At 39.8% G+C, this 22,393-nt stretch carries 18 protein-coding genes; 8 read left to right on the top strand and 10 right to left on the bottom strand.

The genetic code is table 11. The features are described 5' to 3' along the window. Positions 1–594 precede the first annotated feature (594 nt). From ACJAZP_RS08400 to ACJAZP_RS08390, 3 genes are all read right to left on the bottom strand, one after another. Entirely contained in the window at positions 595–1,569 is a 975-nt protein-coding gene (locus tag ACJAZP_RS08400) for a response regulator (protein ID WP_415230296.1), read from the bottom strand. 9 nt (positions 1,570–1,578) lie between these two features. Then, positions 1,579–6,423 (bottom strand): transporter substrate-binding domain-containing protein, encoded by a 4,845-nt coding sequence (locus ACJAZP_RS08395; RefSeq protein ID WP_415230295.1) that lies wholly within the window; start codon positions 6,421–6,423, stop codon positions 1,579–1,581. A 598-nt stretch (positions 6,424–7,021) separates the two neighbouring features. Beyond that, a complete protein-coding gene (locus tag ACJAZP_RS08390; RefSeq protein WP_415230294.1) occupies positions 7,022–7,684 on the bottom strand; it encodes a pseudouridine synthase in 663 nt (220 codons plus the stop codon). Positions 7,685–7,993: 309 nt separating this feature from the next. Between ACJAZP_RS08390 and ACJAZP_RS08385 the strand changes: the two genes are divergently transcribed. After that, entirely contained in the window at positions 7,994–10,222 is a 2,229-nt protein-coding gene (locus tag ACJAZP_RS08385; RefSeq protein ID WP_415230293.1) for an NADP-dependent isocitrate dehydrogenase, read from the top strand. Positions 10,223–10,447: 225 nt separating this feature from the next. Here ACJAZP_RS08385 and ACJAZP_RS08380 read toward each other — a convergent pair whose 3' ends face one another. The 4 genes from ACJAZP_RS08380 to ACJAZP_RS08365 all read right to left on the bottom strand — a co-directional run bounded on the left by ACJAZP_RS08380 (position 10,448) and on the right by ACJAZP_RS08365 (position 14,375). Further along, on the bottom strand, positions 10,448–10,987 hold the full coding sequence (locus ACJAZP_RS08380; protein ID WP_415230292.1) for an MltR family transcriptional regulator: 540 nt from the start codon (positions 10,985–10,987) through the stop codon (positions 10,448–10,450). 61 nt (positions 10,988–11,048) lie between these two features. Continuing rightward, positions 11,049–11,204, bottom strand: a complete 156-nt coding sequence (locus tag ACJAZP_RS08375) for a hypothetical protein (RefSeq protein ID WP_415230291.1) — start codon at positions 11,202–11,204, stop codon at positions 11,049–11,051. A gap of 100 nt (positions 11,205–11,304) precedes the next feature. Further along, a complete protein-coding gene (locus tag ACJAZP_RS08370) occupies positions 11,305–12,711 on the bottom strand; it encodes a PTS mannitol transporter subunit IICBA (RefSeq protein ID WP_415230290.1) in 1,407 nt (468 codons plus the stop codon). Between the two features lie 1,184 nt (positions 12,712–13,895). Continuing rightward, positions 13,896–14,375, bottom strand: coding sequence for a YbaK/EbsC family protein (locus ACJAZP_RS08365; RefSeq protein ID WP_415230289.1), 480 nt, complete (start codon positions 14,373–14,375; stop codon positions 13,896–13,898). 248 nt (positions 14,376–14,623) lie between these two features. Between ACJAZP_RS08365 and ACJAZP_RS08360 the strand changes: the two genes are divergently transcribed. The 3 genes from ACJAZP_RS08360 to ACJAZP_RS08350 all read left to right on the top strand — a co-directional run bounded on the left by ACJAZP_RS08360 (position 14,624) and on the right by ACJAZP_RS08350 (position 17,792). Continuing rightward, on the top strand, positions 14,624–16,030 hold the full coding sequence (locus ACJAZP_RS08360; RefSeq protein ID WP_415230288.1) for an ATP-binding protein: 1,407 nt from the start codon (positions 14,624–14,626) through the stop codon (positions 16,028–16,030). 3 nt (positions 16,031–16,033) lie between these two features. Beyond that, on the top strand, positions 16,034–16,717 hold the full coding sequence (locus tag ACJAZP_RS08355; protein ID WP_415230287.1) for a response regulator: 684 nt from the start codon (positions 16,034–16,036) through the stop codon (positions 16,715–16,717). A gap of 130 nt (positions 16,718–16,847) precedes the next feature. Further along, entirely contained in the window at positions 16,848–17,792 is a 945-nt protein-coding gene (locus ACJAZP_RS08350) for a hypothetical protein (protein WP_415230286.1), read from the top strand. 47 nt (positions 17,793–17,839) lie between these two features. On the opposite strand, the gene ACJAZP_RS08345 is transcribed toward ACJAZP_RS08350, so the two are convergent. The 3 genes from ACJAZP_RS08345 to ACJAZP_RS08335 form a co-directional block, all read right to left on the bottom strand. After that, positions 17,840–18,271, bottom strand: coding sequence for a hypothetical protein (locus ACJAZP_RS08345; RefSeq protein ID WP_415230285.1), 432 nt, complete (start codon positions 18,269–18,271; stop codon positions 17,840–17,842). A gap of 130 nt (positions 18,272–18,401) precedes the next feature. Then, on the bottom strand, positions 18,402–18,929 hold the full coding sequence (locus tag ACJAZP_RS08340) for a DUF1439 domain-containing protein (protein ID WP_415230284.1): 528 nt from the start codon (positions 18,927–18,929) through the stop codon (positions 18,402–18,404). Between the two features lie 69 nt (positions 18,930–18,998). Next, on the bottom strand, positions 18,999–19,301 hold the full coding sequence (locus ACJAZP_RS08335; protein WP_415230283.1) for an MGMT family protein: 303 nt from the start codon (positions 19,299–19,301) through the stop codon (positions 18,999–19,001). A 160-nt stretch (positions 19,302–19,461) separates the two neighbouring features. On the opposite strand from ACJAZP_RS08335, the gene ACJAZP_RS08330 reads away from it, so the two are divergent. The 4 genes from ACJAZP_RS08330 (at position 19,462) to ACJAZP_RS08315 (ending at position 22,382) form a co-directional block, all read left to right on the top strand. Continuing rightward, positions 19,462–20,010 carry an LON peptidase substrate-binding domain-containing protein gene (locus tag ACJAZP_RS08330; protein WP_415230282.1) on the top strand — a complete coding sequence of 183 codons (549 nt, stop codon included), beginning with the start codon at positions 19,462–19,464 and terminating at the stop codon, positions 20,008–20,010. A 102-nt stretch (positions 20,011–20,112) separates the two neighbouring features. Beyond that, the gene (locus ACJAZP_RS08325; protein WP_415230281.1) at positions 20,113–20,733 is read left to right on the top strand and encodes a sigma-70 family RNA polymerase sigma factor; all 621 of its coding nucleotides are present in this window, start codon (positions 20,113–20,115) and stop codon (positions 20,731–20,733) included. After that, positions 20,726–21,376: a ChrR family anti-sigma-E factor gene (locus ACJAZP_RS08320; RefSeq protein ID WP_415230280.1), complete on the top strand. Its 651-nt coding sequence runs from the start codon at positions 20,726–20,728 to the stop codon at positions 21,374–21,376. The genes ACJAZP_RS08325 and ACJAZP_RS08320 overlap by 8 nt, the downstream gene beginning before the upstream one ends. Positions 21,377–21,425: 49 nt before the next feature. Then, positions 21,426–22,382, top strand: a complete 957-nt coding sequence (locus ACJAZP_RS08315; RefSeq protein WP_415230279.1) for a YbgA family protein — start codon at positions 21,426–21,428, stop codon at positions 22,380–22,382. Positions 22,383–22,393: the final 11 nt, after the last annotated feature.

Raw genomic sequence — 22,393 nt, 5'->3', positions numbered from 1 at the left:
GCATAGAATGCACCCTACGAGCTATGCGTTTGTTGTCATGGTTGGTGCTAGTTGGCGTTCAAGTAAGACAGCCATTAAATTTATGATCAATTTTAAATAGTAAATCAGATCACTTTATTAATGCGTTTGGTATAACCGCTACAGTCGGGTTTATATGCTTGATGAGGCGAATAGGCTGATTAGCGGGCTACTGATATTTTAAAATAAAAAGTATTGACTCTTGCCGAGGAAAAAACAGCAAGATTGGAGAAGGCAACCTCTCACCTATCCCTGTACTTTTTAAAAGAGTACAGGGTGGATATTTTTTAGGCTACCGTACCACGGCGATGGGCATGGTTTCGCTGATGGATAATATTATGGTAGTAGAGTTGCCAAAGAAGCTGCAGGTTAAAAGCAGAATATGGAGCGGTGGAATAGGCAGGAGCACCCAATGCCAACTGGCTCTAAATCTATTAATGGTAGCAGAATTTAAGCAGTACTTGCTTTATGGTCAGCGGGTACAAAAAAATCATTTAAACATCAATGTCATGCCCATGGTTATTTTTTCATACGTCTTGAACTCTAACCAAAATTCCAGTAAGTCAACAGACTCATTTATGTTTTTGTATCTCGTCTGTTTAAAAAAAAGCTACTCCCCGGCATTGATTTTGCTATTTTTTTGGTGGTCGCACAGACATCATTCACTTCCATGTACTCTTTGTAGACACCATGTGCCAAATCAACACCTGCCAAACTGATTGACATTAATGGGAAGGCCTCGCTTTTACCTTGGCGGTTAACAGACTGAATACACTTGCTTCCTGCATCTTCGCTGGAATAAAACTTAATAACGCCTTGATCGAACCGTAGAATGATTTTTTCAGCGACTGTTTGAGTCAGTTCAGATGGCACCATCAGCACAAAGTCGTCCCCGCCGATATGACCGATAAATGGATCCTTGACACTTAGCTCATCGACAACATCTTTAAAAACCTGGCAGGTAAACTTGATGACTTCATCCCCCAAAGCAAAGCCGTATTTATCATTAAATGCTTTAAAATTGTCCAAATCAGAATAAATTACGCATAAATTTTGTTGAGTATCCAAGGTACTTTTAATCTGTTTTGCAACACTGTTATTACCAGGAAGACCGGTCATGGGATTGGAATCAAGTGCTGTGTTGTATAGTCGTTTCAGTTCCTGCATGGCTCCCCGAAGTTTTAAATGATTTTTCACTCGAGCTTTAACGATCGCCGGACTAATCGGCTTGGTAATGTAATCCACCGCACCGACTTCTAAGCCCTTTGTTTCATCCCCAATCTCGCTCATTGCCGATATGAAGATAACCGGAATATCGCAGGTGATGGGGTTAGATTTCAATTTCTGGCATACTTCAAAGCCATTCATTTCCGGCATTACAATATCCAATAAGATAATATCAGGGGACATATTTTGAGCTAATTCAAGGGCTTTTTCACCATTAGCCGCGAAAAATGTTTTATATTCTGGCTTCAGCAGATCGATTAATACCTTAATATTATCAATAATATCATCGACAATTAATATTTTTTGTTTAATTTTCTCCGGCATAATCACACCTTAAATCGAAACATCAAGTGAATTGCACAGCTCTTTCAATTTCAGAGCTGCTTCTTCAAATTGTAAATCATTTACCAGATCCTCAATTTCTTCTAAGCCCTGTTGATGCTCAGGACCTGTTATAGCCGCTAATTTTTTAACATTGTCGATGGCATCAAGATCATTGTCCCGCAGACAGGATGTTAATGAATCCAGGACAACTGTCAGAAGAGAAATATCAACAGGCGATGATGCCACGTTATAGTCCGAGCCTGTATTTTCAACGGTTTTCTCGCGCCTAAGCAAAAGGGCAATGGAATGGGTCATGATTTTAGTTTTTTCCTCAAGCTTGTTCAGCAATTCATTGATTTCAGATTGCCTGTCCTGCTTAATGAGTTGTTCCAATTCGCTTGTTAATGAAAATAGTGCTGTCGCTCCGAGATTGCCACTGACCCCTTTATAGGAATGGGCAAGATCTGCGGCTTTTTTGATCTCATTGCCCTCTAAGGCACTTCTTATCTGCTCAACTGTTTGAGAATGTTTATCAACAAAAGTCAGAAGTAATGATTTGTAAAGCTTTTTGTTTCCCCCTACTCGCTGAAGTCCTGTCTCAATATCAATTCCACTGATCTCTGCCGGAATCTGAGTGTCATCTTTTTCAGAGGCGACTTTAATTTCAGCTTTTTTCCTCTCGCCAGGCTTAATCCAGCTGCTGAGAATCTCAAACAATTTTCTTGTATCAATGGGTTTGGTGACATAATCATTCATTCCTGCTGCAAGACACCTTTCTTTATCGCCTTCCATAGCATGGGCGGTCATGGCGATGATGGGTAAAACGGGAGAGCCATAGGCAGGCTTTAGATCAACCCGCGCGCTTTCCCATCTGCGAATTTTTTGAGTGGCTTCATAGCCATCCATTTCCGGCATTTGAACATCCATAAGCACCGCGTCGAATGTGTGGCTTTGCACAGAATTCAGCGCTTCTCTCCCATTGGTCGCTGCTATGACGAGCAATCCCGCATTTTCCAGAAATTCTCTGGCCACCTGGCGGTTAATTTCATTGTCATCAACCAGCAATATTTTTGCCCCCCCAATTGCATTCAAACTTGCAGAGTCTACTTTAATTTTTCTCTTCAGGTTTTTATTGATATTATCCCTGTAACCAAAAACAGCGAGTATAGTATCAACCAAAATTGAGCGGTTAACGGGTTTTAACACAAAAGAATCAAAGCCAACTTCTTTCGACTTTTGGCCGAGCAAACCATCCCTATCAGAGGCAGACATTAAAACCATTGGTATTTTGGGAATAGACGGATTTTCTTTTATCTTTTTAGCTGTTTCAATTCCATCCATTCCACTCATCTGCCAGTCAATGATAGTCAGGTCAATCGCGTTATTTCCAAGCGCATTTTCCAGTACCGATAGCGCCTTTTCTCCAGACTCTGCAGTCGTAACATTGAATTTTAGATGAATCAGCATCTTTTCTATTACCCTTAGGGTAACGGGATTATCGTCAACCACTAGGGCATGTAGGCCTGTCAGCGCTGGAGGTAGCAGTAATCTGTTATCTTCAGCAGCTTGACTGACGCCAAACTCAACTTCAAAAGAAAAAACACTTCCTTTTCCCTGTTCACTTTCGAGCCAGATCTTCCCATTCATTTTCTCAATCAATTGTTTGCAAATCGATAGACCTAAACCTGTTCCGCCGTGTCTTCTGGAGGTCGAGCTATCGGCTTGAGCAAAGGGCTCAAACAGGTCGGCAATCCGGTCTTTTGGAATCCCGATACCCGTATCAGTGATTGAAAAAAGCAATCTCACCTGTTGGTCATCTTTTCCCAGACAAGAAGCACAAATCTTAATCTCACCCTTGTCGGTAAATTTGATGGCATTGTTAATCAAATTGGTGAATATCTGACCTGTTCGTAGAGGATCACCAATAAGATGCCAGGGCACATCAGGATCAATGGAGGTAATCAACTCAATCTTTTTCTCTGCCAGACTGAAATAAAAGGTATTGGAGATATTATCCAGAACATCAAGCAAAGAAAATTCAATATTTTCCAGATCGAGTTGCCCTGCCTCTATTTTTGAAAAATCGAGAATACCGTTAATTATTCCCAATAAAGAATTTCCAGAAGAATGTATTTTTGAAAGATAATCCCTCAACCTCGGAGTCATATCCTGATTAAGGGCGAGGTCAGATAAGCCAATAATGGCATTCATGGGTGTACGAATCTCATGACTCATATTGGCCAGAAACTCACTTTTGGCCATATTGGCTTTCTGGATGGCCCGATTCATCATTGTCAATCTGCGATTCCAATAGAAAATACCAAGCAGAAGCGCAAGAAAGATAGCCAGTATTTTCCAAAGCAGGGAGTAATCGAAGGTTTTTTCAAAGACGATGGAAACCCACTTATTATAGATATTTTGTCTTTCTGCGTCTGTTAAGGACCCAACCGCTTTCTGCATAATAGAAAATAACATCGGGTCATCATTGCGCACCGCGACAGATAGATCATTGTTCAGATCAAATTTACCTGCGATCTTAATGTCAGTTATTCTTGATTGTTGGATTTTATAGTGGATGGCTGCCATGGAAAAGATAAAGCCATAGGCCTCGCCCGAACGAACTTTTTCAATACCCTCTTCGACAGAAGAAACTTCATCAATAATGATACCAGGATACTTTTTCTTCAGTTTGTTTATATAGGCAAAGTCTTTAACACCCGTAAATTTTCTATTTGAAATTTTGTTTATATCATCGATGAATAGCTCGTCGGATCGAGTGGCAATAACAATAGGGGTCTGGAGGTAGGGCTCCGTAAAGTTGAGATGTTCTTTTTTCTCTGTTGTTTCCTGCGCCATAGATAGAATGTCACACTGATGCCGTTTCGAAAAACTCAAGGTCTCGCTGAAATTTTTTGTTGGCACTAACTTGATACTTTTACCGATCCTCTGACCGATGATATTCATAAATTCAGCCGCCATCCCCTGGTGGATGCCAGCCTTGCTGATTGACTCAAATGGCATCCAGTTTGGATTGGCACACATCAGAATCTCATTGCGATTTTCGAGGTAATGCTGTTCAGCTGAGGAGAGCAAAATTTTAGTTTCTTTCGAATCGATTGCCTTCAAGTCCGTACTAAGCCAGCGATTTGTTATTATAGCCAACTGCTCGTCACTGATGCCATCCAGCCCCTTTTGCAGGATATTATATAATATTTTTTTGTCAGTCCTAACACCGAAACGCAAATCTTCTTTTCCTACGCCTTGCAGCCCAAACTCTCCAGCAACCCGGATATTGCTGAGACCATATTTGCGCACTTGATAATTAATGACAGACAGATTTTGAATTAATGCGTCAATTTTTCCATAGGCCAATGCCTTAGATTGATCTTCATAATTTTCAAAGCCGACAACTTCCATTCCACCCATTTCGCGAAGTTCTTTTTCATAAAAGATACCCTGCTGAATGCCCACCTTTTTCCCCTGGAGACTTTTCAAGCCCTGAAAATTTTTAAAGTCCTCTCTGGTAAAGATAACCACGGGGATCTGATAGTAAGGTGTGGTAAAAAGGGTAAATGATTCCCGTTCCTTTTTATAAGAAATGTCCGCGATGATATCGACCTTTTTTTTCTTGAATTTATTAAGGTTATTGCCCCAATAATCTACTTTTTGGACAAATTCAAGGCCGGTTTTTTTAGAAATGAGCAGTAGAAGATCCTTGACAAAACCCTTTACCTCACCGTTCTCCTCATATGAGAATGGGGCATAATCACTTATCAAGGCGATTGAAGCTGTCGGATGGATTTTAAGATAGCTTTGTTCCTGTTCGGTTAATTTTATACGCGTCATTTCCGTGCTTGATTGCATAGTAAGCCATTTTTTTTTCAGCTGATATTCCTCTTGAAATGTCAGCGACTTCAAAGCCTTATCCAAGGAGCTCGCCAGAAGTGTCCAATCTTTTCGAACGCCAATACGATTATAAAAGTTTTCTCCCCCTGGAATCTTAGTTTCTCCGGAAATAGTGAGGTTGGGAATGTTGTTCTCTAGAATGAGATGCTGCATCACGACCCCAATATCGATGGTGGCGTCCGCAGTCCCAAAAGCGACATCTTTCAGCGCGTCAACACTGGTCTCCACCAGGTGAAGCTTTATCGCCGGGAATTTTTTTTGTAATAAATCTTGATACCAAAAACCTTTTACAATAGACACTGTATGACCTTCCAGTTCATTGAGATTTCTAAAGGGTGTATTGGTTTTGCTGATAATATTAAGGGGATTTTTAATGATCGGCAGAGTAAAAACCGCAAATTCTTTGCGATCCTCGGTTTCCACCATATTGCCTATGATATCTATATCTTTGTTGTTCAACATTCCCATAAAATCATCCCAGGTGGGGCCGCTGATATATTCGATTTTGATGCCAAGCTTTTTTGCCAGAATATTCATTAAATCTATGGTGAATCCCTGGGGTTTCCCATCACGATAGAAATTAAACGGAATCCAGTTCTGTTCATTGTGGGCACGGATAATGGGATGAACTGCAAGGAAGGAAAGTTCTTCGACCGTCAATGATAAATTATCTTTGTCAGCTTCAGGCACTATCTGACTGGCTGTCGTCAGCGATTGTATTTTGCCCGCCCCGGTAGAAGTTTGCACGGCCTGCGACATTGATGGGTAAAACAAGATGCTAACGAGCAGGAACAAAAAGACCACCAATCGATTTATTTTTTCTTTCATTTTTGTCTCTTCTATTTTTTTCAATGGTTCCAAGGCATAAATCAGTAGGTGGTAATCCGAAAACAACATGATTCTATTTATTTTCTGAAGAATTCTATTCTCCAGGCTTTTGTTTTCCAACAGAAATACCATTATTTATCATATCAGAGTTTCGAAATGATTTTTGTAAAAGATGTGCTCATAAAGATAATCGGGATGTGGAGTATCCATATATGTCTCATCTTTTCATTTTCATCTTTTTTCACTAATTCCGCTTTTGCTGCTGACGCTGGTTGGTAGGTTCTCGCTTGTTAGCTGATGGTTTTTATTCGTCAAGGGCGGAACACCAACGACGAAAGATAAAATATCAGCTCGCAAGCGCAAGCCAACAATCAAACAAATCGGTTATGTATAAGCAGAACATGAGAACGAGTGAAAGTAACACGCCGTCAAGGGCGGAAGACCAACAACGAAAGATACAAAAAATGCCCCAAGCGAAAGCTTACAATCAAAAAATCGGTTATGTATAAGCAGAACATGGGAGCGAGTGAAAGTAACACGCTGTCAAGAGCGGAAGACCAACAACGAAAGATACAAAAATGCCTCAAGCGAAAGCCTGCAAACCAATCAAATCAGCTAGGTTACAAACTCATTAAAGATTCTCGATTAAAACATCTCGAGAATGACGATGAGTAGTTTATTCGTCGACGAAAACAACAAGTGAAAGCTAAAAAGAAAATCAAAGCAGCTTATAACTGCCATTATCAATTCCATCAATGGTCCAATTACCAATCCGATAACGAATCAACCTCAGGGTTGGAAACCCAATATGCGCTGTCATACGCCGTACCTGACGGTTACGGCCTTCACTGATAGTAATACTCAGCCAGGTAGTAGGAATATTTGCCCGCTCGCGAATAGGAGGATTGCGCTGCCAAATCTCAGGCTCAAGCATTATCTCTATTTGAGCGGGCAGGGTTAAACCATCTTTAAGATTAATACCATCACGTAGTTTCTGCAGATCCGTTTCAGCCGGACTGCCCTCAACTTGTACCCAGTAAGTTTTAGTGGTTTTAGCATTGGGTTCAGTTATTTGGGCCTGCAGCTTGCCATCATTGGTTAATAACAATAATCCTTCGCTATCTCTGTCTAATCGACCCGCAGCATAGACCTCCGGGATATCAATATAGTCCTTTAATGTTTGCCGATTGTCCTGATCCGTAAACTGACTTAATACATCAAAGGGTTTATTAAATAAAAGTATTTTGCGGGTTGCATCGTTAACCTGTGTTTGCGGTTGTTTATTGGTTTTGTGTTTGCCTGCAGGGCGCCTTGCCGAGTTAGCGCTTTTGGTTTTCAAAGGCCAGGTTGATTTTTTATTGGAATTGTTAGCTTTTACCACGAAAATACCTTAAAAATAAATAGAATAAATTGTAACAGAAGATACTATTGATAGACAAAACAAGCACAGCTGTTTTGACCTTTATAATATATTGGGGAAATGAAACTGCGGGCTTATAAAGTTAAAATAGATCGGAGGTTGTTGGACTATTGAACAATTTTCGTTATTATGATGCACGAAAATATCACAAAGTAACAAATCCACAACATTTGTGACCCGTGCGTTATAACTAATAAATCTGCTTTACGGTCAATTGTTTTGGTAGATAAATAGCCTATAGACATCATAAAACTTGTTAAAGGAATAAATATGACAGATAAATCTGCAAAGATCATCTACACCCAGACGGATGAAGCACCTGCACTTGCAACGTATTCTCTACTCCCCATTGTTAGTGCCTATACACAGGCCGCAGATATAACGGTTGAAACGCGCGATATTTCTTTAGCTGCTCGTATTCTTGCTACTTTCCCTGATAATTTAAGTGATCAACAAAAACATGCCGATGCATTAAGCGAATTGGGTGAGCTTGCTCAAACACCGCAGGCTAATATTATTAAATTACCCAATGTGAGTGCTTCAATTCCACAGCTTCATGTTGCCATTAAAGAGTTGCAAGCGCATGGCTTTGATATTCCAAACTACCCTGAAGATGCAAAAACAGCGGCAGAAAAAGAGGCAAAAGCGCGTTACGCAAAAGTATTAGGCAGTGCGGTAAATCCGGTTTTACGTGAAGGTAATTCAGACCGTCGTGTTGCTGATGCGGTTAAACAGTATGCGCAGGATCATCCGCACCGCATGGGAGCTTGGTCTAAAGATTCAAAATCACATGTTGCAGATATGCCCGAAGGTGATTTTTATGGCAGCGAACAGTCCGTTGTATTAACCAAAAATGATGATGTCAAAATTGAATTTACCGCGACTTCCGGTGCTGTCACAGTATTAAAAGCATCAACACCGGTATTAAAAGATGAGGTAATTGATGCATCGCTAATGAGTTGTTCTGCGTTACGTGATTTTTACGAAGCGCAAATGCAGGATGCTATCGATAACAACATCATGCTTTCTCTGCATCTTAAAGCGACCATGATGAAAGTATCTGATCCGGTTATGTTTGGTCATGCGGTAACGGTTTACTTTAAAGACGTGTTTGCTAAACACGCTGTTTTATTTGCTGAGTTGGGTGTCGATCCAAGTAACGGTCTGGGTGATGTTTATGCCAAAATAGCCAATTTACCCGCCGCACAAAAAGAGCAGATTGAAGCTGATATCGAAGCGGCTTATGCCACACGTCCTGCACTTGCAATGGTTGATTCAGACAAAGGGATCACTAACTTACATGTCCCAAGTGATGTGATTATTGATGCCTCTATGCCGGCTGCAATCCGTACTTCCGGTTGTATGTGGGGCTTAGATGGAAAACTTCATGATACTAAAGCGATGATTCCAGATCGTTGTTATTCAGGTATTTATCAGGAGACTATCTCTTTCTGCCGTGAGCATGGTGCCTTTGACCCTGCGACCATGGGCAATGTATCAAACGTGGGCTTAATGGCTCAAAAAGCGGAAGAATACGGCTCGCACGATAAAACCTTTATTATTAAAGAAGCAGGTAGCGTTCAAGTGACTGATCAAGCGGGCAATACTTTAATGGAGCATGCTGTCGAAGAAGGTGATATATGGCGCATGTGTCAGGCTAAAGACATTCCAATTCAAGATTGGGTACGTCTGGCGGTCAGTCGTGCCAGAGCAACCGGACAACCAGCTATTTTCTGGTTAGATGAAAAACGTGCTCACGATGCAAACCTTATCACTAAAGTGAATAGTTACTTAAAAGATCACGATACTGACGGTTTGGATATTAGTATTTTATCGCCCGTTGAAGCGATTAAAATAACCCTGCAACGAGTGTCTGAAGGTAAAAATACTATCTCTGTGACAGGGAATGTATTACGTGATTACCTGACCGATCTGTTTCCAATTTTAGAGCTTGGTACAAGTGCAAAAATGCTTTCAATTGTTCCTTTGCTTGCCGGTGGTGGTTTGTTTGAAACGGGTGCTGGTGGCAGTGCGCCTAAACATGTTCAGCAGTTTATCGAAGAAGGGCATTTACGTTGGGATTCCCTAGGTGAATTCCTGGCATTGGCTGTTTCTATTGAAGACCTTGCACAAAAAACAGACAACCAGAAAGCGGTCATTCTTGCTGAAGCATTACATGCTGCTAACGGAAAATTCTTAAAAGAAGATAAGTCACCATCACGTAAAGTTAAAGAGATTGATAACCGTGGCAGTCATTTTTACCTTGCTATGTATTGGGCAGAGGCGCTAGCCGCACAGTCGAAAGATACTGAACTGCAGGCACTATTTGCTCCTCTTGCTAAAACACTTGCTGATAACGAAGAAAAGATTTTGTCTGAGTTAAATGCAGCGCAGGGCGCTCCGGTCGACCTGGGTGGTTACTTCCATACGGATCCTGTGAAAATGGCAGCGGCAATGCGACCAAGCAAAACATTTAATGAGGCATTAGCAACGCTTTAATTTTAGCGTGGTTCTGCAAGGGACTTTCTTTAGGAAGGCCTGAGCTTTAAGTCAATTGACACTTAGTTATGGTAAAACGCCCGATGCACTGCATCGGGCGTTTTTTTATGCCCTATGCCGGGCTGTATTATATATTTGAGCAGAGTCTTTGATGCACTGATCTTGCCAGCAATGGCAGGTGCTCGAATGTGCTGCATTACACTTTCTTGCGGGAACGATTAATTATTAACTTAATGGCGTCTCTTTATGCAGCTCTTTTATGATTTCAGTGATTGCCAAAATTAATGCTGACTTAATGACCTGCCTTTTTTGTTCCTGTTTCATTTGTACTAAGTAATGAGAACTTTTTTCTAATTGGTCATCGTCAAAGTTGGAAGGCAGAATTTCAGCCACTGCACTAATAGTATTTATAAGCTCAAGGAGGGAAGGTGAAAGAAAATCGATGGATTTACCTTCCGACTGAACAATTTCTTTTAAGGTGATAAATTTATCAATATATTGATAATGCTTTTGAGATAACAGCCCCAACCCATATAAAAGTTTGGTACGGATAGTTAAATGTGCCAATGGACCCTTATTGTTTAACAAGGGATCAACAGCATATTTTACTGCATAATCATCTTTTCTAAAAACATTCTGAATCAAGACATCAATGGCATCTTCAAAAAGATCAAAACTGGCGGTAAAAAAAACATAGGCGGTTTCCGCCTCAGAAAGTGTTTCTACAATATCAATATCAAATTTTAAGCGGGAAAATTTTGGCATGATTTTTTATCTAATAGAATAAATAAGTGTTGTAAAAGCAGGCGTTAATTGAGTAATTCTTTTATTCTTCGCTAAGCTTGCTCGACTTGTTTAAGCGTTTTACTGCTAACAACCAGTCCGGAATAATGCACAAAGCTGTAATACCCGCATCCGATAAAAGCTTACCAATAAAACCACTACCACTATTACCCGTGCGAAAATATATGGTTTTTATCATCAATATTTTCCTAAATGCAAAAAGGCTAGAAAATCTAGCCTCTAATATTTAGTCGCCTTGGGCCCCTGGGAGATAGGGCCTTCAGGCTTTTTTGCTCAACCTAGCTTTGAGCTGCTTGAAGTTCTTTAACCAAATTATCGTACATTGCATTATCTAAGAAATTTGATAATGAAAGATGCTGTGCATTTGGTGCATGTTTACGTGCTCTGTCGGTTAAATCTTTATGAGTAACAACAATATCAACATCACCAGGCAGGTCATTGATAGCGGTGTTAATTACTTCAATATTTAAATTTGCAGCCAACACTTTTTTGCGTAACAAACTTGCGCCCATCGCACTTGATCCCATACCGGCGTCACAAGCAACAATGATTTTTTTAACAGCAGACATATCTTTAGCACTTGCAGTCGCTTGACCTTTAGATCCTTGCTTCATGTCACGCATTTGATTTGAAGCTTCTTCTAGCGCATCTTCATCTCCGGCAACACTTTTTTGTGTTTTCAGCAATAACGAAGCAACTAAGAAAGAAACCACAGCAGCTGCAGTAACAGAAAGGATAACACCAAGGTATGCACCTTTAGGCGTCATAACCAAAACAGCAAAGATAGAACCAGGTGATGCAGGAGAGATAAGACCGGCATCAAATACTGTTAGAGTGAACACACCCGCAATACCACCTGCAATAACAGATAAAATAAGACGTGGATTCATTAATACATATGGGAAGTAAATTTCGTGGATACCACCGAAGAAGTGGATGATAACAGCACCAGGAGCAGATTGTTTTGCTGAGCCTTTACCAAATACCATGTAAGCCAATAGAAGACCTAAACCAGGACCTGGATTTGCTTCAATTAAGAAGAAAATAGATTGACCAAGAGACTCTGACTGAGCTATACCCAGTGGCGTGAAAATACCATGGTTAATGGCATTATTTAAAAATAAAATCTTAGCAGGTTCAACAAATACAGAGGTCAAAGGAAGCAAGTTATTCGCAACTAAAACATCAACACCCGCAGCAAGTGCAGTCGATAACATTTTAACCGCAGGACCGATAACCATATATGAAATAATCGCAAGGATCATACCAAGGATACCGGCAGAAAAGTTGTTAACCAACATTTCAAAACCGCTTTTCACTTTACCGTGAATGGCTTGGTCAAATTTCTTAATTGCCAGACCACTTAAAGGACCTACAATCATCGCACCCATGAACATTGGAATATCTGTACCAACAATAACACCCATTGTCGCGATTGCACCAACAACAGCACCACGCTCTCCGGCTATAATTTTACCACCGGTATAACCAATTAAGAGCGGTAGCATATATTTAATCATCGGGCCAACCATGGTGGATAATGTTTCGTTGGGTATCCAACCCGTTGGAATGAATAATGCGGTGATTAAACCCCATGCGATAAAGGCGCCAATATTTGGCATAACCATATTTGATAATAGGCGGCCAAAGTTTTGCACTCCGACTTTAGATTTTGATGACAGCATATGTTGCTCCGTGTGTATTTATTCACCTAAATTGGTGAGATAGTTAATGTAGTTGAAACTTCACCGATAAAGTTACCAGATAATTTTAAAAGCGCACGTCAGATGTATCGCTACGTGACCTTGCGTACAAAAACACAGCTAAACCCCGCAATAGCATAGATGTAGATCACAAATATTTTGGTAAGATTAAGACAAAACAGACCGATAGGGCTTTTGATAATAAATTTTTGTGACGTGAGTCGCGATAACTTCAATATCGGCGGTCAGGGTGAGTGAGACTTGTGTCACGGAAATAATATAAGACTGTCAAATAACATACTTTTCATGCAGTAAAAGGCCATGGAAAGGTATTAATAATAATCTGAAAGTCCTACTTTTAAAAAAATGTAATTTTATTACACAATTAAAAACCACAATGATTTTTGCAGCAGCAATGGCTGTTTCCATTTTTATACTATCGCAATAAAGGAAGGGATAAATGCTTTCTACTTGCCCAACAACGGCAATATTAAAAAATATAGTAAGGTGCGTGTATAAACTAAGAATAGATCAACACTCTTTGGCATAGGGAGGGGATAAAAAGATTTGATTGGTAAGGCTGTTTTACAGGGTGGTGAAAATATATTTTCACCACTTTGTCGTTAAGCAAAGAATGCTTAAGTTTGTACACTCATTTTTTTATTTTGTTTTTATTTTGGGTTTTTAGTCCTTTTATTTCTTTCCATTATGTTTTATGAAATAGTATTTCATATAACCGGCAAAAATAGCGTTTAACACCATCATTATCGTAAAAGTGACAACGACTGAGTTATCCATTAACACAGAAAAATAATTCATTTTAACCTCCTGCTTTGTGCCTATAAACTAGATGACGGCGGTCACCTAATTAAGTCCCTGTTATCTTAAATCAAGTCCTTGTTTATTTAAAGTAGTTGATAAAAATAATTAAGAATTTGATCTAACACAAAGTTGTTAGAGAAAGGAAAAATATTTTACTGCTAAGTGCTGTGGGTCACTATTAATCAACGCCGGGAATCTGCAAAATTAGTAATAGTGGTTGGTGGTAAATACAAAGGTAAATAAATTTATATATTTTTAATATTAAAAATGTATAAATATGCTCTTATAGTGATAATTAATGGACCCTTTTTTTGATAATATTGTCAGGGTCCTAGTAGGATAAATCAATTAAATAACCGGTAACTAAACTTTAGAGGGACTGAGTATTGCATCAATTTTTTAAACCCTTCCTGAGAAAGTTGTATTAAAGAAATATGATCACCTGCTTCTAAATATAAATTATCCTGCTGCATTAAAAACTCATCATAAACTCTATCGATTTCATAAGCCTGTGCGAGAGGAGGAACAGCACCGTGTTTACAATCTTCAAAAATTTCGTAAATGTGAGATTCTTTCATAAGCCGAAACTGGCGATTAAAATGGCTATTCAATGCATTTAAACTGATTTTGTGACTTGCCGGTAAAATGGCCATCAATTTACCGCCCTGAAGATCTTCAAGCATGATCGCTTTGACAAGTTGTGATGTTTTAATGTGGGCTTGAATGGCCGAGCTAAGGGAGTTTTTGCTTGGTTTGTGCTGCAATAACTGATATTTAATGTGATTTTTATCTAGGTATTCACTCACTTTGTTTGCAATGCTCATCGGAAGATCTCCCTCAATGAAAATGATATTAAAAGTATAGCTCAATGGGGACTGGCGGCTTAACAAGTTAACTTTTCATCAAGCTCTGTTCACTAACACTGTAGATAATAATAAATAATTTGCTTACCATAGGGGAGCCGTTATGCACTTTGACGTGGTAGCTGCCGAGGTTAAATTTTTCAAAGAGGGTTATAAATAGCGATCCCTATAACCCGATGACCCTACATTAATTACTTAGGATATCCCTAATGCGTTTAACCCTTTTCCGAAAGTTATTTATCTCATTGTTACTGATCAGCTCTATCATGATGGTCGGTATGGCATTACTGATTAACAATAGTTTTCAAACCGGATTGCAGGATTACCTTAACCAACGAGAAATAGAAAAAATGCAGGTTATTGCTGAGCAGGTCAGTCAATATTATTCGCCTGAAAATGACTGGCAGATTATTCGCGAACGGCCCGATTTATGGACAAATCTTTTAAAACAAGTAGGTGAACACTCTCCTAGAGGAAGGCCGAATTCACGTCGGGCTCAAGAGCCGTTGCTAATAAACCCGCGGGTTTTTCTGTTAAATGTACAGGGAGAAGCAGTGCTGCATCGAGCCAGAAAAATTAAACAGCATAATGAAGGAGGGGAGTTTATTAAAGTGCCCATTATATTGGATGAGCAAAATATTGGCTGGATTGCTATTATACAAAAAGAGATGATCACTGGGAAATTAACTAAAAGTTTTTTTAAACAGCAATTAAATAATTTTTACTGGATTGCCGCTTGGGCAGCGTTGTTTTCTTTTGTGGTAGCCGCATTACTGGTTCGACATTTTCTTCACCCTTTAAAAAATCTGGATCATAGCGTGCAGGCATTACAAAGCGGCGATTTTAACTATCAAATTCAAGTGAAGGGGCAGGATGAGCTAGCCGAATTATCAAAAACCTTTAATAAATTAACCAAAACGCTGAAGCTGCAAAAACGCTCAAGAGAGCAATGGATTGCCGATATATCTCATGAATTACGCACGCCAATTGCCGTTTTAGTCAGTGAGATAGAGGCGATCGAAGATGGTATTCGCAAACCTGAGCCTAAGTACATTAAATCATTACATGAGCAGGTAATGAATCTCAGTCGCCTTGTTGATGATCTTTATCAATTATCACTTTCTGATGCGGGGGTGCTGACTAAAACCGCAGAGCAGGTAAACTTGACGTGCTTGTTAGATAATATTGCCAATCAGAATGAACTGCGATTAGCTGAAAAAAATATCCATCTGCAGCGTTGTTATGATTCAAGCCAGGCAACACTGTTACAGGCTGATCCTAATGCATTATCGCAGCTCATTTTAAATCTTTTTGAAAATAGTTATCGTTATACGGATCCCGATGGGAAGCTTAAGCTTACTTTGTCGCAGCGTCTAAATACCGTTGAACTGATTATCGAAGACAGTGCTCCTGCCGTGCCCGATGATGCGCTGCCGAAATTATTCGAGCGTTTATTTCGTGTTGATAAATCTCGCAGTAGAGCCAATGGAGGCTCTGGTTTAGGTTTGTCTATTTGCCAAAATATTGTTAAAGCACATGGTGGCAGCATTTATGCCAATCACTCCGCTTTAGGCGGCCTGCAAATTAAAATAACCCTCCCTGTCAAGGATATTTAAAAGATGAATTATCAAGATAAAACGATTCTGATTGTTGAAGACGAACCGGCACTTGCCAGCGTTTTATGCGAGTACTTTATACAATCTGGATTTCAAACACACATTATTGATAACGGACAGGAAGTCATCGAGTGGGTTAAAAATCATCAGCCTGATTTGTTGATTCTGGATTTAATGTTACCGCAGCGTAACGGTCTTGATATCTATCGGGAGCTGCGCACATTCAGCCAGGTACCCGTGGTGATGGCAACCGCAAGGGTTGATGAAATAGATCGCCTTTTAGGTTTAGAATTGGGGGCAGACGATTACATCTGTAAACCTTACAGTCCCAGAGAAGTGGTGATCAGAGTTAAAAATATTTTACGCCGTTCTAAAGAAGGCAACCCTGCCCAGCAGGGATATGCGGGATTGCAGATTGATGAACAAAAAATGCAGGCATCCCTTAACCAGCAGACAATTATTTTAACCCCGGCAGAGTTTCGTTTATTGTCTGTGTTTAATAAACATCCGGAACAAGTTTTTAGCCGAGAGCAATTAATGACCCTGATATACTCCGATGGTCGCATCGTAACTGACCGGACGATTGACAGTCATATCAAAAATTTACGTAAAAAAATGCAGGATGTTGCTCCGGAAAGTGAATGCATTAAATCTATTTACGGCATAGGTTATAAATTAACGCTGTAAAAATCCTTTTTTTCTCCATATTTCCTACACAGTTGCGCTCTATAGTTTATTCATAAAGAAAATCATTACGACCCAAGGTGATGATTTTCTAATAATTTCACTTAATTCAACAATAAAAAGAGGCAACATCATGAAAAAATTACTATTGATCACTGGCGCTTTATTAATGGCAACGACCAGTACAAGCTTCGCTGCGCAGCAGAATCAGGATGCGGCAACACCTACTGTTAAACAACGTATGACATTTGCCGAACTGGATACAAATGGCGATGGTTTTTTATCTAAAGATGAAGTGCGCGGACGTTTATTAGCAAACTTTGATAAACTTGATAACGAGGGTAATGGCACTCTTTCCCCTGAAGAATTTAATGCCGCGGTTAATATGGGTAGACAAGGGAACAAAGGGGATCGTGGTCCTCGTCCGACCTTTGAGCAGTTAGATCAAAACAGTGACAGCATGTTAAGCAAAGATGAGGTACGCGGACGTTTATTGGCGAACTTTGATAAAGTTGACAGCGATGCCAACGGTACACTTTCAGCCGATGAGTTTAATGCCCGTGTTGGAATGAATAAAGACGGTAAAAGAGGAGATCGTCCTAATCGCCCGACCTTTGAGCAATTAGATCAAAATAGTGACAGTATGTTAAGCAAAGATGAAGTACGCGGACGTTTATTGGCGAACTTTGATAAAGTTGACAGCGATGCCAGCGGCACACTTTCTGCCGACGAGTTTAATGCCCGTGTAGGAATGAATAAAGACGGTAGAAAAGGGCACAAAGGAAATTGTGATTATCGCCCGACCTTTGAGCAGTTAGATCAAAACAGTGACAGTATGTTAAGCAAAGATGAAGTGCGCGGACGTTTATTGGCGAACTTTGATAAAGTTGACAGCGATGCCAGCGGCGCAATTTCAGCCGATGAGTTTAATGCTCGTGCAGGAATGAATAAACAGGGTAAAAAAGGAGATCGTCCTCATCGCCCGACCTTTGAGCAGTTAGATAGCAATACTGACGGTGTGATTTCAGCTGAAGAGTATAATGCAGCGGTTAATAACGGACAAAAAATGGCTAAGTAATAAGAGCTAGAGACTATCCATAGAAAAAGGCGCTGTTAGCGCCTTTTTTATTTTTTGCTATTAATAATATTTTTGAAATGTTTTTCTTTGCTCAGCAGGTAATCAACATCAGGCGGAAAATCTTTGTTTGTTTTAGCATGTTTCATCATATCAAAGATTTTAAACTCAGTTAACACCGCAAACTGATAGGGGATAAACGCATCATTAGCCTGTTGTGTCGGGTCAAAATAGAGATCCCCTTTTTTAATGATGGCATGTTCAAGCAAAGGATCTTCACCACGATATCCAAGTACATATCTTTCACCGCGGCGATAGATAACATTCATATAACTGTTGTAAAAACTCTCATTTTCTTTGCTGGTACAGTCTGTTAAAGCCTCCGCATCCATTGCACTGACGGTTATAATTTTGATTTTATCCGCATTAAAATTTAATGCAGTCAATTGCTTGCGAATAGCTGTAAGGGTTAATTCTGTCACTTGGAATACCATCTGGTTAATAAAAATCGCCGATATTATACTTTAACATTTAATTAAACACACTTAAATGCATGTACTTTGGTCAACGTTTAAAATGTTAAGATCTCCTTAAAGAAGGCCTGAATAGGGTTTATAGAAGAGTCATGTTGATCAGCAATGCTTGGTCTTTAACCACAATGGATTGCAATGATGACTTAGCCATTTTTTGTTGTATCTGTTGATCATCAAATAGATTTATAGGATGAATTTTCAGCGCCTGTTCTAGGCTTAATTGAGCAATTCTTTTTATTTCCGGTATAAAATCCGCTGGTATATCTTTTATTTCTAAAGAGACAATGCTTGGATTAATAAGATAAAAAGCCCCTTTCTCCGGGTTGTAGATAAGAACCCCTTTTGCATATGCTTGACCAGAACCTTTAATATTATCCAGTACAGTTACCTCCAGATGGGTAAAAACACCAATTTCAGCGCTTCCTTCAATTAAATCGATGCGAGAATCGTATATTTTAGCTGAAATATAAGCGAGCGTTCTTTCTATTGGCAGCTGTTTAGAGAGCTTATTCTGCAGCTCCTGCTCGGTAATTTTTAGAGTATAGGGAAGAGCATTGGCAAATGAAGACAATGTTAATAGGCAGAGCAAAAATATTCTCTGGATCATCGTTTTTCCTTAGGGCGCGGTGAAAATAACTTTATAGCAGTTAATTGCGATTAAATAAATTTTATTTATTTAATCGCTTAAATATTTTTTAAACCCTTGGATTTTCCCCTGCGCAGTCACTGTCATCCCCTCTTTTTCTAATAACCTCTTTTGCTCTTTAAAAGCATCACCACTCAGCGAAATTTTACCCGCTGAATTAACTACTCTAAACCATGGCAACTTGGTGTTTTTGGGAAGGCGGGAAAGGATCCTTCCAACCTGCCGGGAATGGTTCGGGTAACCGGCAGATTTAGATAAGCGCCCATAGGTCGTAAGCTTGCCGGCGGGCAGATAAAACAGTGCGGTGAATATCTGCTGTTCAAATTCTTGCATTTTTCTCCAAAATAAAAACCTAATATTTATTACCATCAATGGATGGGATCATCACTTTTTGCTTTTGATTCAGGTATTCATTTTTATAACATATTTTGCCATTGAAAGTGATCAAATCGCCCGGCTTTCTCGTATTCGCTATCATATAAAGGAGAGTTCAATGAGATTAGCTTTATTCCCACTGTCTATTTTTTTACTACCGGAAGGTATAACAAGATTACGGATTTTTGAACCGCGCTATAAAAGGTTGGTAGCAGATGCCCTGTGCACGGGTCAAGGTTTTGGTTTATGCCTGCCGAAGGAGTCCCATAGTCTTTATGATATTGGCACGCGAGTTGAAATTTATAATTTTGATCAGGATGTAAATGGTTTTTTAACCATTGATATCAAAGGGATTGAAAGATTTACATTTAAAGATATAATCTCAGATGATGACGGTTTAATGCATGCCGATGTGACTGTGGTGAATGGATGGGAAACGATTCAAATGACGCCTCAATATGAGTTTATGCTGACCCCCTTAAAACTTGTATTAACTTCTATCCCTTTATATGTTGATCGGGTAAACCTGCAGGGTTTTGATAATTTGAGTTGGATTTGCCAGCGTTGGTTAGAGATATTACCCGTGCCTGCGGACAAAAAATACTGGCTTGCCGAGCAAAGCACTCTAGAGCCTACTATTGATTTTATCCGTGAAGTTATTACGTAGACGCTAATAAAAATTATTATTTAATGATCTTTGATGTACTTTCTATCGTATAAGAGGTTTAAGCTGATAAGTTGGTCCTATAATGTTGGGGTGATATAAAATATGATAGTTAGGATAGCTCATAACTCGACGGATATAGCATTGAATAATATAAAACTTAATTCGCTAGATAATCAGCAATTACAAATAAATTTGTGGTTAAAGCTGGTTGCAACAAAGCAGGATAAACAGGCATTTTCTGAGCTTTTCAAATGGTTTGCACCGAGAATTCGTGCGCATGGTCTGCAACGCTTTAAACAAGAAGCGCAGGCCATGGATTTGGTACAGGAGACGATGTTATTGGTATGGCGAAAAGCCGTTTTGTTTAATGTTGATAAAGGCAAAGCCAGCACCTGGATTTACACGCTAATGCGTAATCACTGTTTTGATATGCTGCGTAAAAAACAAACCCAGAAAGAAGATTCTATCAGTGATGATCTTTGGCCTATTGTTGATGATCAACCGTCTGACGATCAAGACGACCATTTACAGAAACGCCTATTATTAAGCCATCTTGGCAGTTTACCCTTACACCAAAAACAAGTGGTTGAAGCGATTTATTTACAGGAAATGACTCAGCAGGAATTAGCCACTCATCTTGATCTCCCCTTAGGAACGGTTAAATCCCGGCTTAGATTGGCGATATCAAAGTTAAAATCAAAATTGGAGGCAGATCTTGATTAAATATCATCCAACACGAGAATTATTAGTCGGCCATAGCGCAGCCAAACTCCCTCTGTCGTTATCAATTGCGGTGAGTGCGCACCTTGAAATGTGTTCTCAATGCGCCACAGTTACGCAACAAATTACCGCTCAGCAGTCCGTGCTTTTTGACGCTCAGGATGTCTCGAATGATATTGATTTTTCTAACATGCTAGAGAAAATTTTTGAGCATCAACCCGAGTTATCAGCGGCACCCAAAAGAGCCTCGATTAATAGCATTTCTGTTGCCGGGACTCAGTACCAGTTACCGCGGGCATTTACTCATTTTAAGGATCTTAAATGGTCTGCTTTTGGTGCGATAAGTCGTGCGCGTATTGTTAAGGATGCAGATAATGTTCGCGCCAGTTTGTTACACATTAGCAAAAATAGCGCCATTCCCAGCCACACCCATAAAGGTTATGAGCTTACACTGTTATTAGCCGGGACTTTTAGCGATGAAAATGGTGTTTATAACAAAGGCGATTTCATCTGGCTGGATAACAGCCTCGCGCATACGCCGTTTACCGAGGAGGGCTGTCTCTGTTACGCGGTTCAAGACGCGCCGCTGCATTTTGTTGCAGGCCTCAGCAAGGCACTTAATCCGCTTGGTCAATTAATTTATTAAAGATCAGCAGGCCCTATCAACCTGCATTTAAAATAAACAAGGTAAAAATATGTATCAGTTTTCAGATCAAAAAATTCAAGTTGGTATCAGCAGTTGCTTAATTGGTAATAAAGTTCGTTTTGACGGCGGGCATAAGCAGAGTTCATATTGCACTAAAGTCTTGGCCAGTTATTTTGAATTCCAGCCTATCTGCCCGGAAATGGCAATCGGGTTAGGGGCACCTAGAAGAGCGATTCGCTTGATTAAGGATGCCGATCTGATTCGTGTCATTGCCAGTGACGGCAGTTTTGAAGTCACTGAAAAATTAACTGAATTCGGCGAAAAAACCAGCCCTTTATTAACGCCAATGAGCGGTTATATTTTCTGCGCCAAATCACCTACTTGCGGTATGGAGCGGGTAACCCTTTATAAACAGGGAACCAATCAGGGCAATCGTGACGGAGTTGGCGTGTTTGCTGCAAAAGTGATGGCGGATCATCCTCTGCTGCCGGTAGAAGAAGACGGCCGTTTAAATGATCTGTTATTACGGGAAAATTTTATTACTCGCGTTTATGCTTATCATAAGTGGCAATCATTAGTTGCAGGTGGTTTAAGTATTAGCAAACTTATTCAGTTTCATGCCGAGCATAAATACTTATTAATGGCCCATAATGCCAAGCTTTATTATAAATTAGGCCCACTATTAGGCGGCAGCAAAGAAGCTATTGAGGTGATCGCCAAACAGTACATTGAAGGCTTTATGGCGACCCTTAAAACCTTACCTAATCGTAAAAGCCACACTAATACGCTCGCGCATTTGCAGGGCTATTTTAAGCGTTCACTTAGCAGTGTCGAGCGTGTGGATTTGGCAAATAATATTGATAAATATCGCAAAGGTTTGCTCCCGCTAATGGTTCCGATTACTTTGATTACTCATTATCTGACTTTATATCCGGATCCTTATCTAAAGCAGCAGGTCTACCTGCATCCTCATCCCGTTGAATTAAAGCTGCGCTATTCGCATTAACAAAATATTTT

The sequence above is a fragment of the Psychromonas sp. genome (assembly GCF_047632955.1).
Lineage (GTDB): Bacteria > Pseudomonadota > Gammaproteobacteria > Enterobacterales > Psychromonadaceae > Psychromonas.
This window is presented reverse-complemented; position numbering and strand designations above follow the sequence as displayed.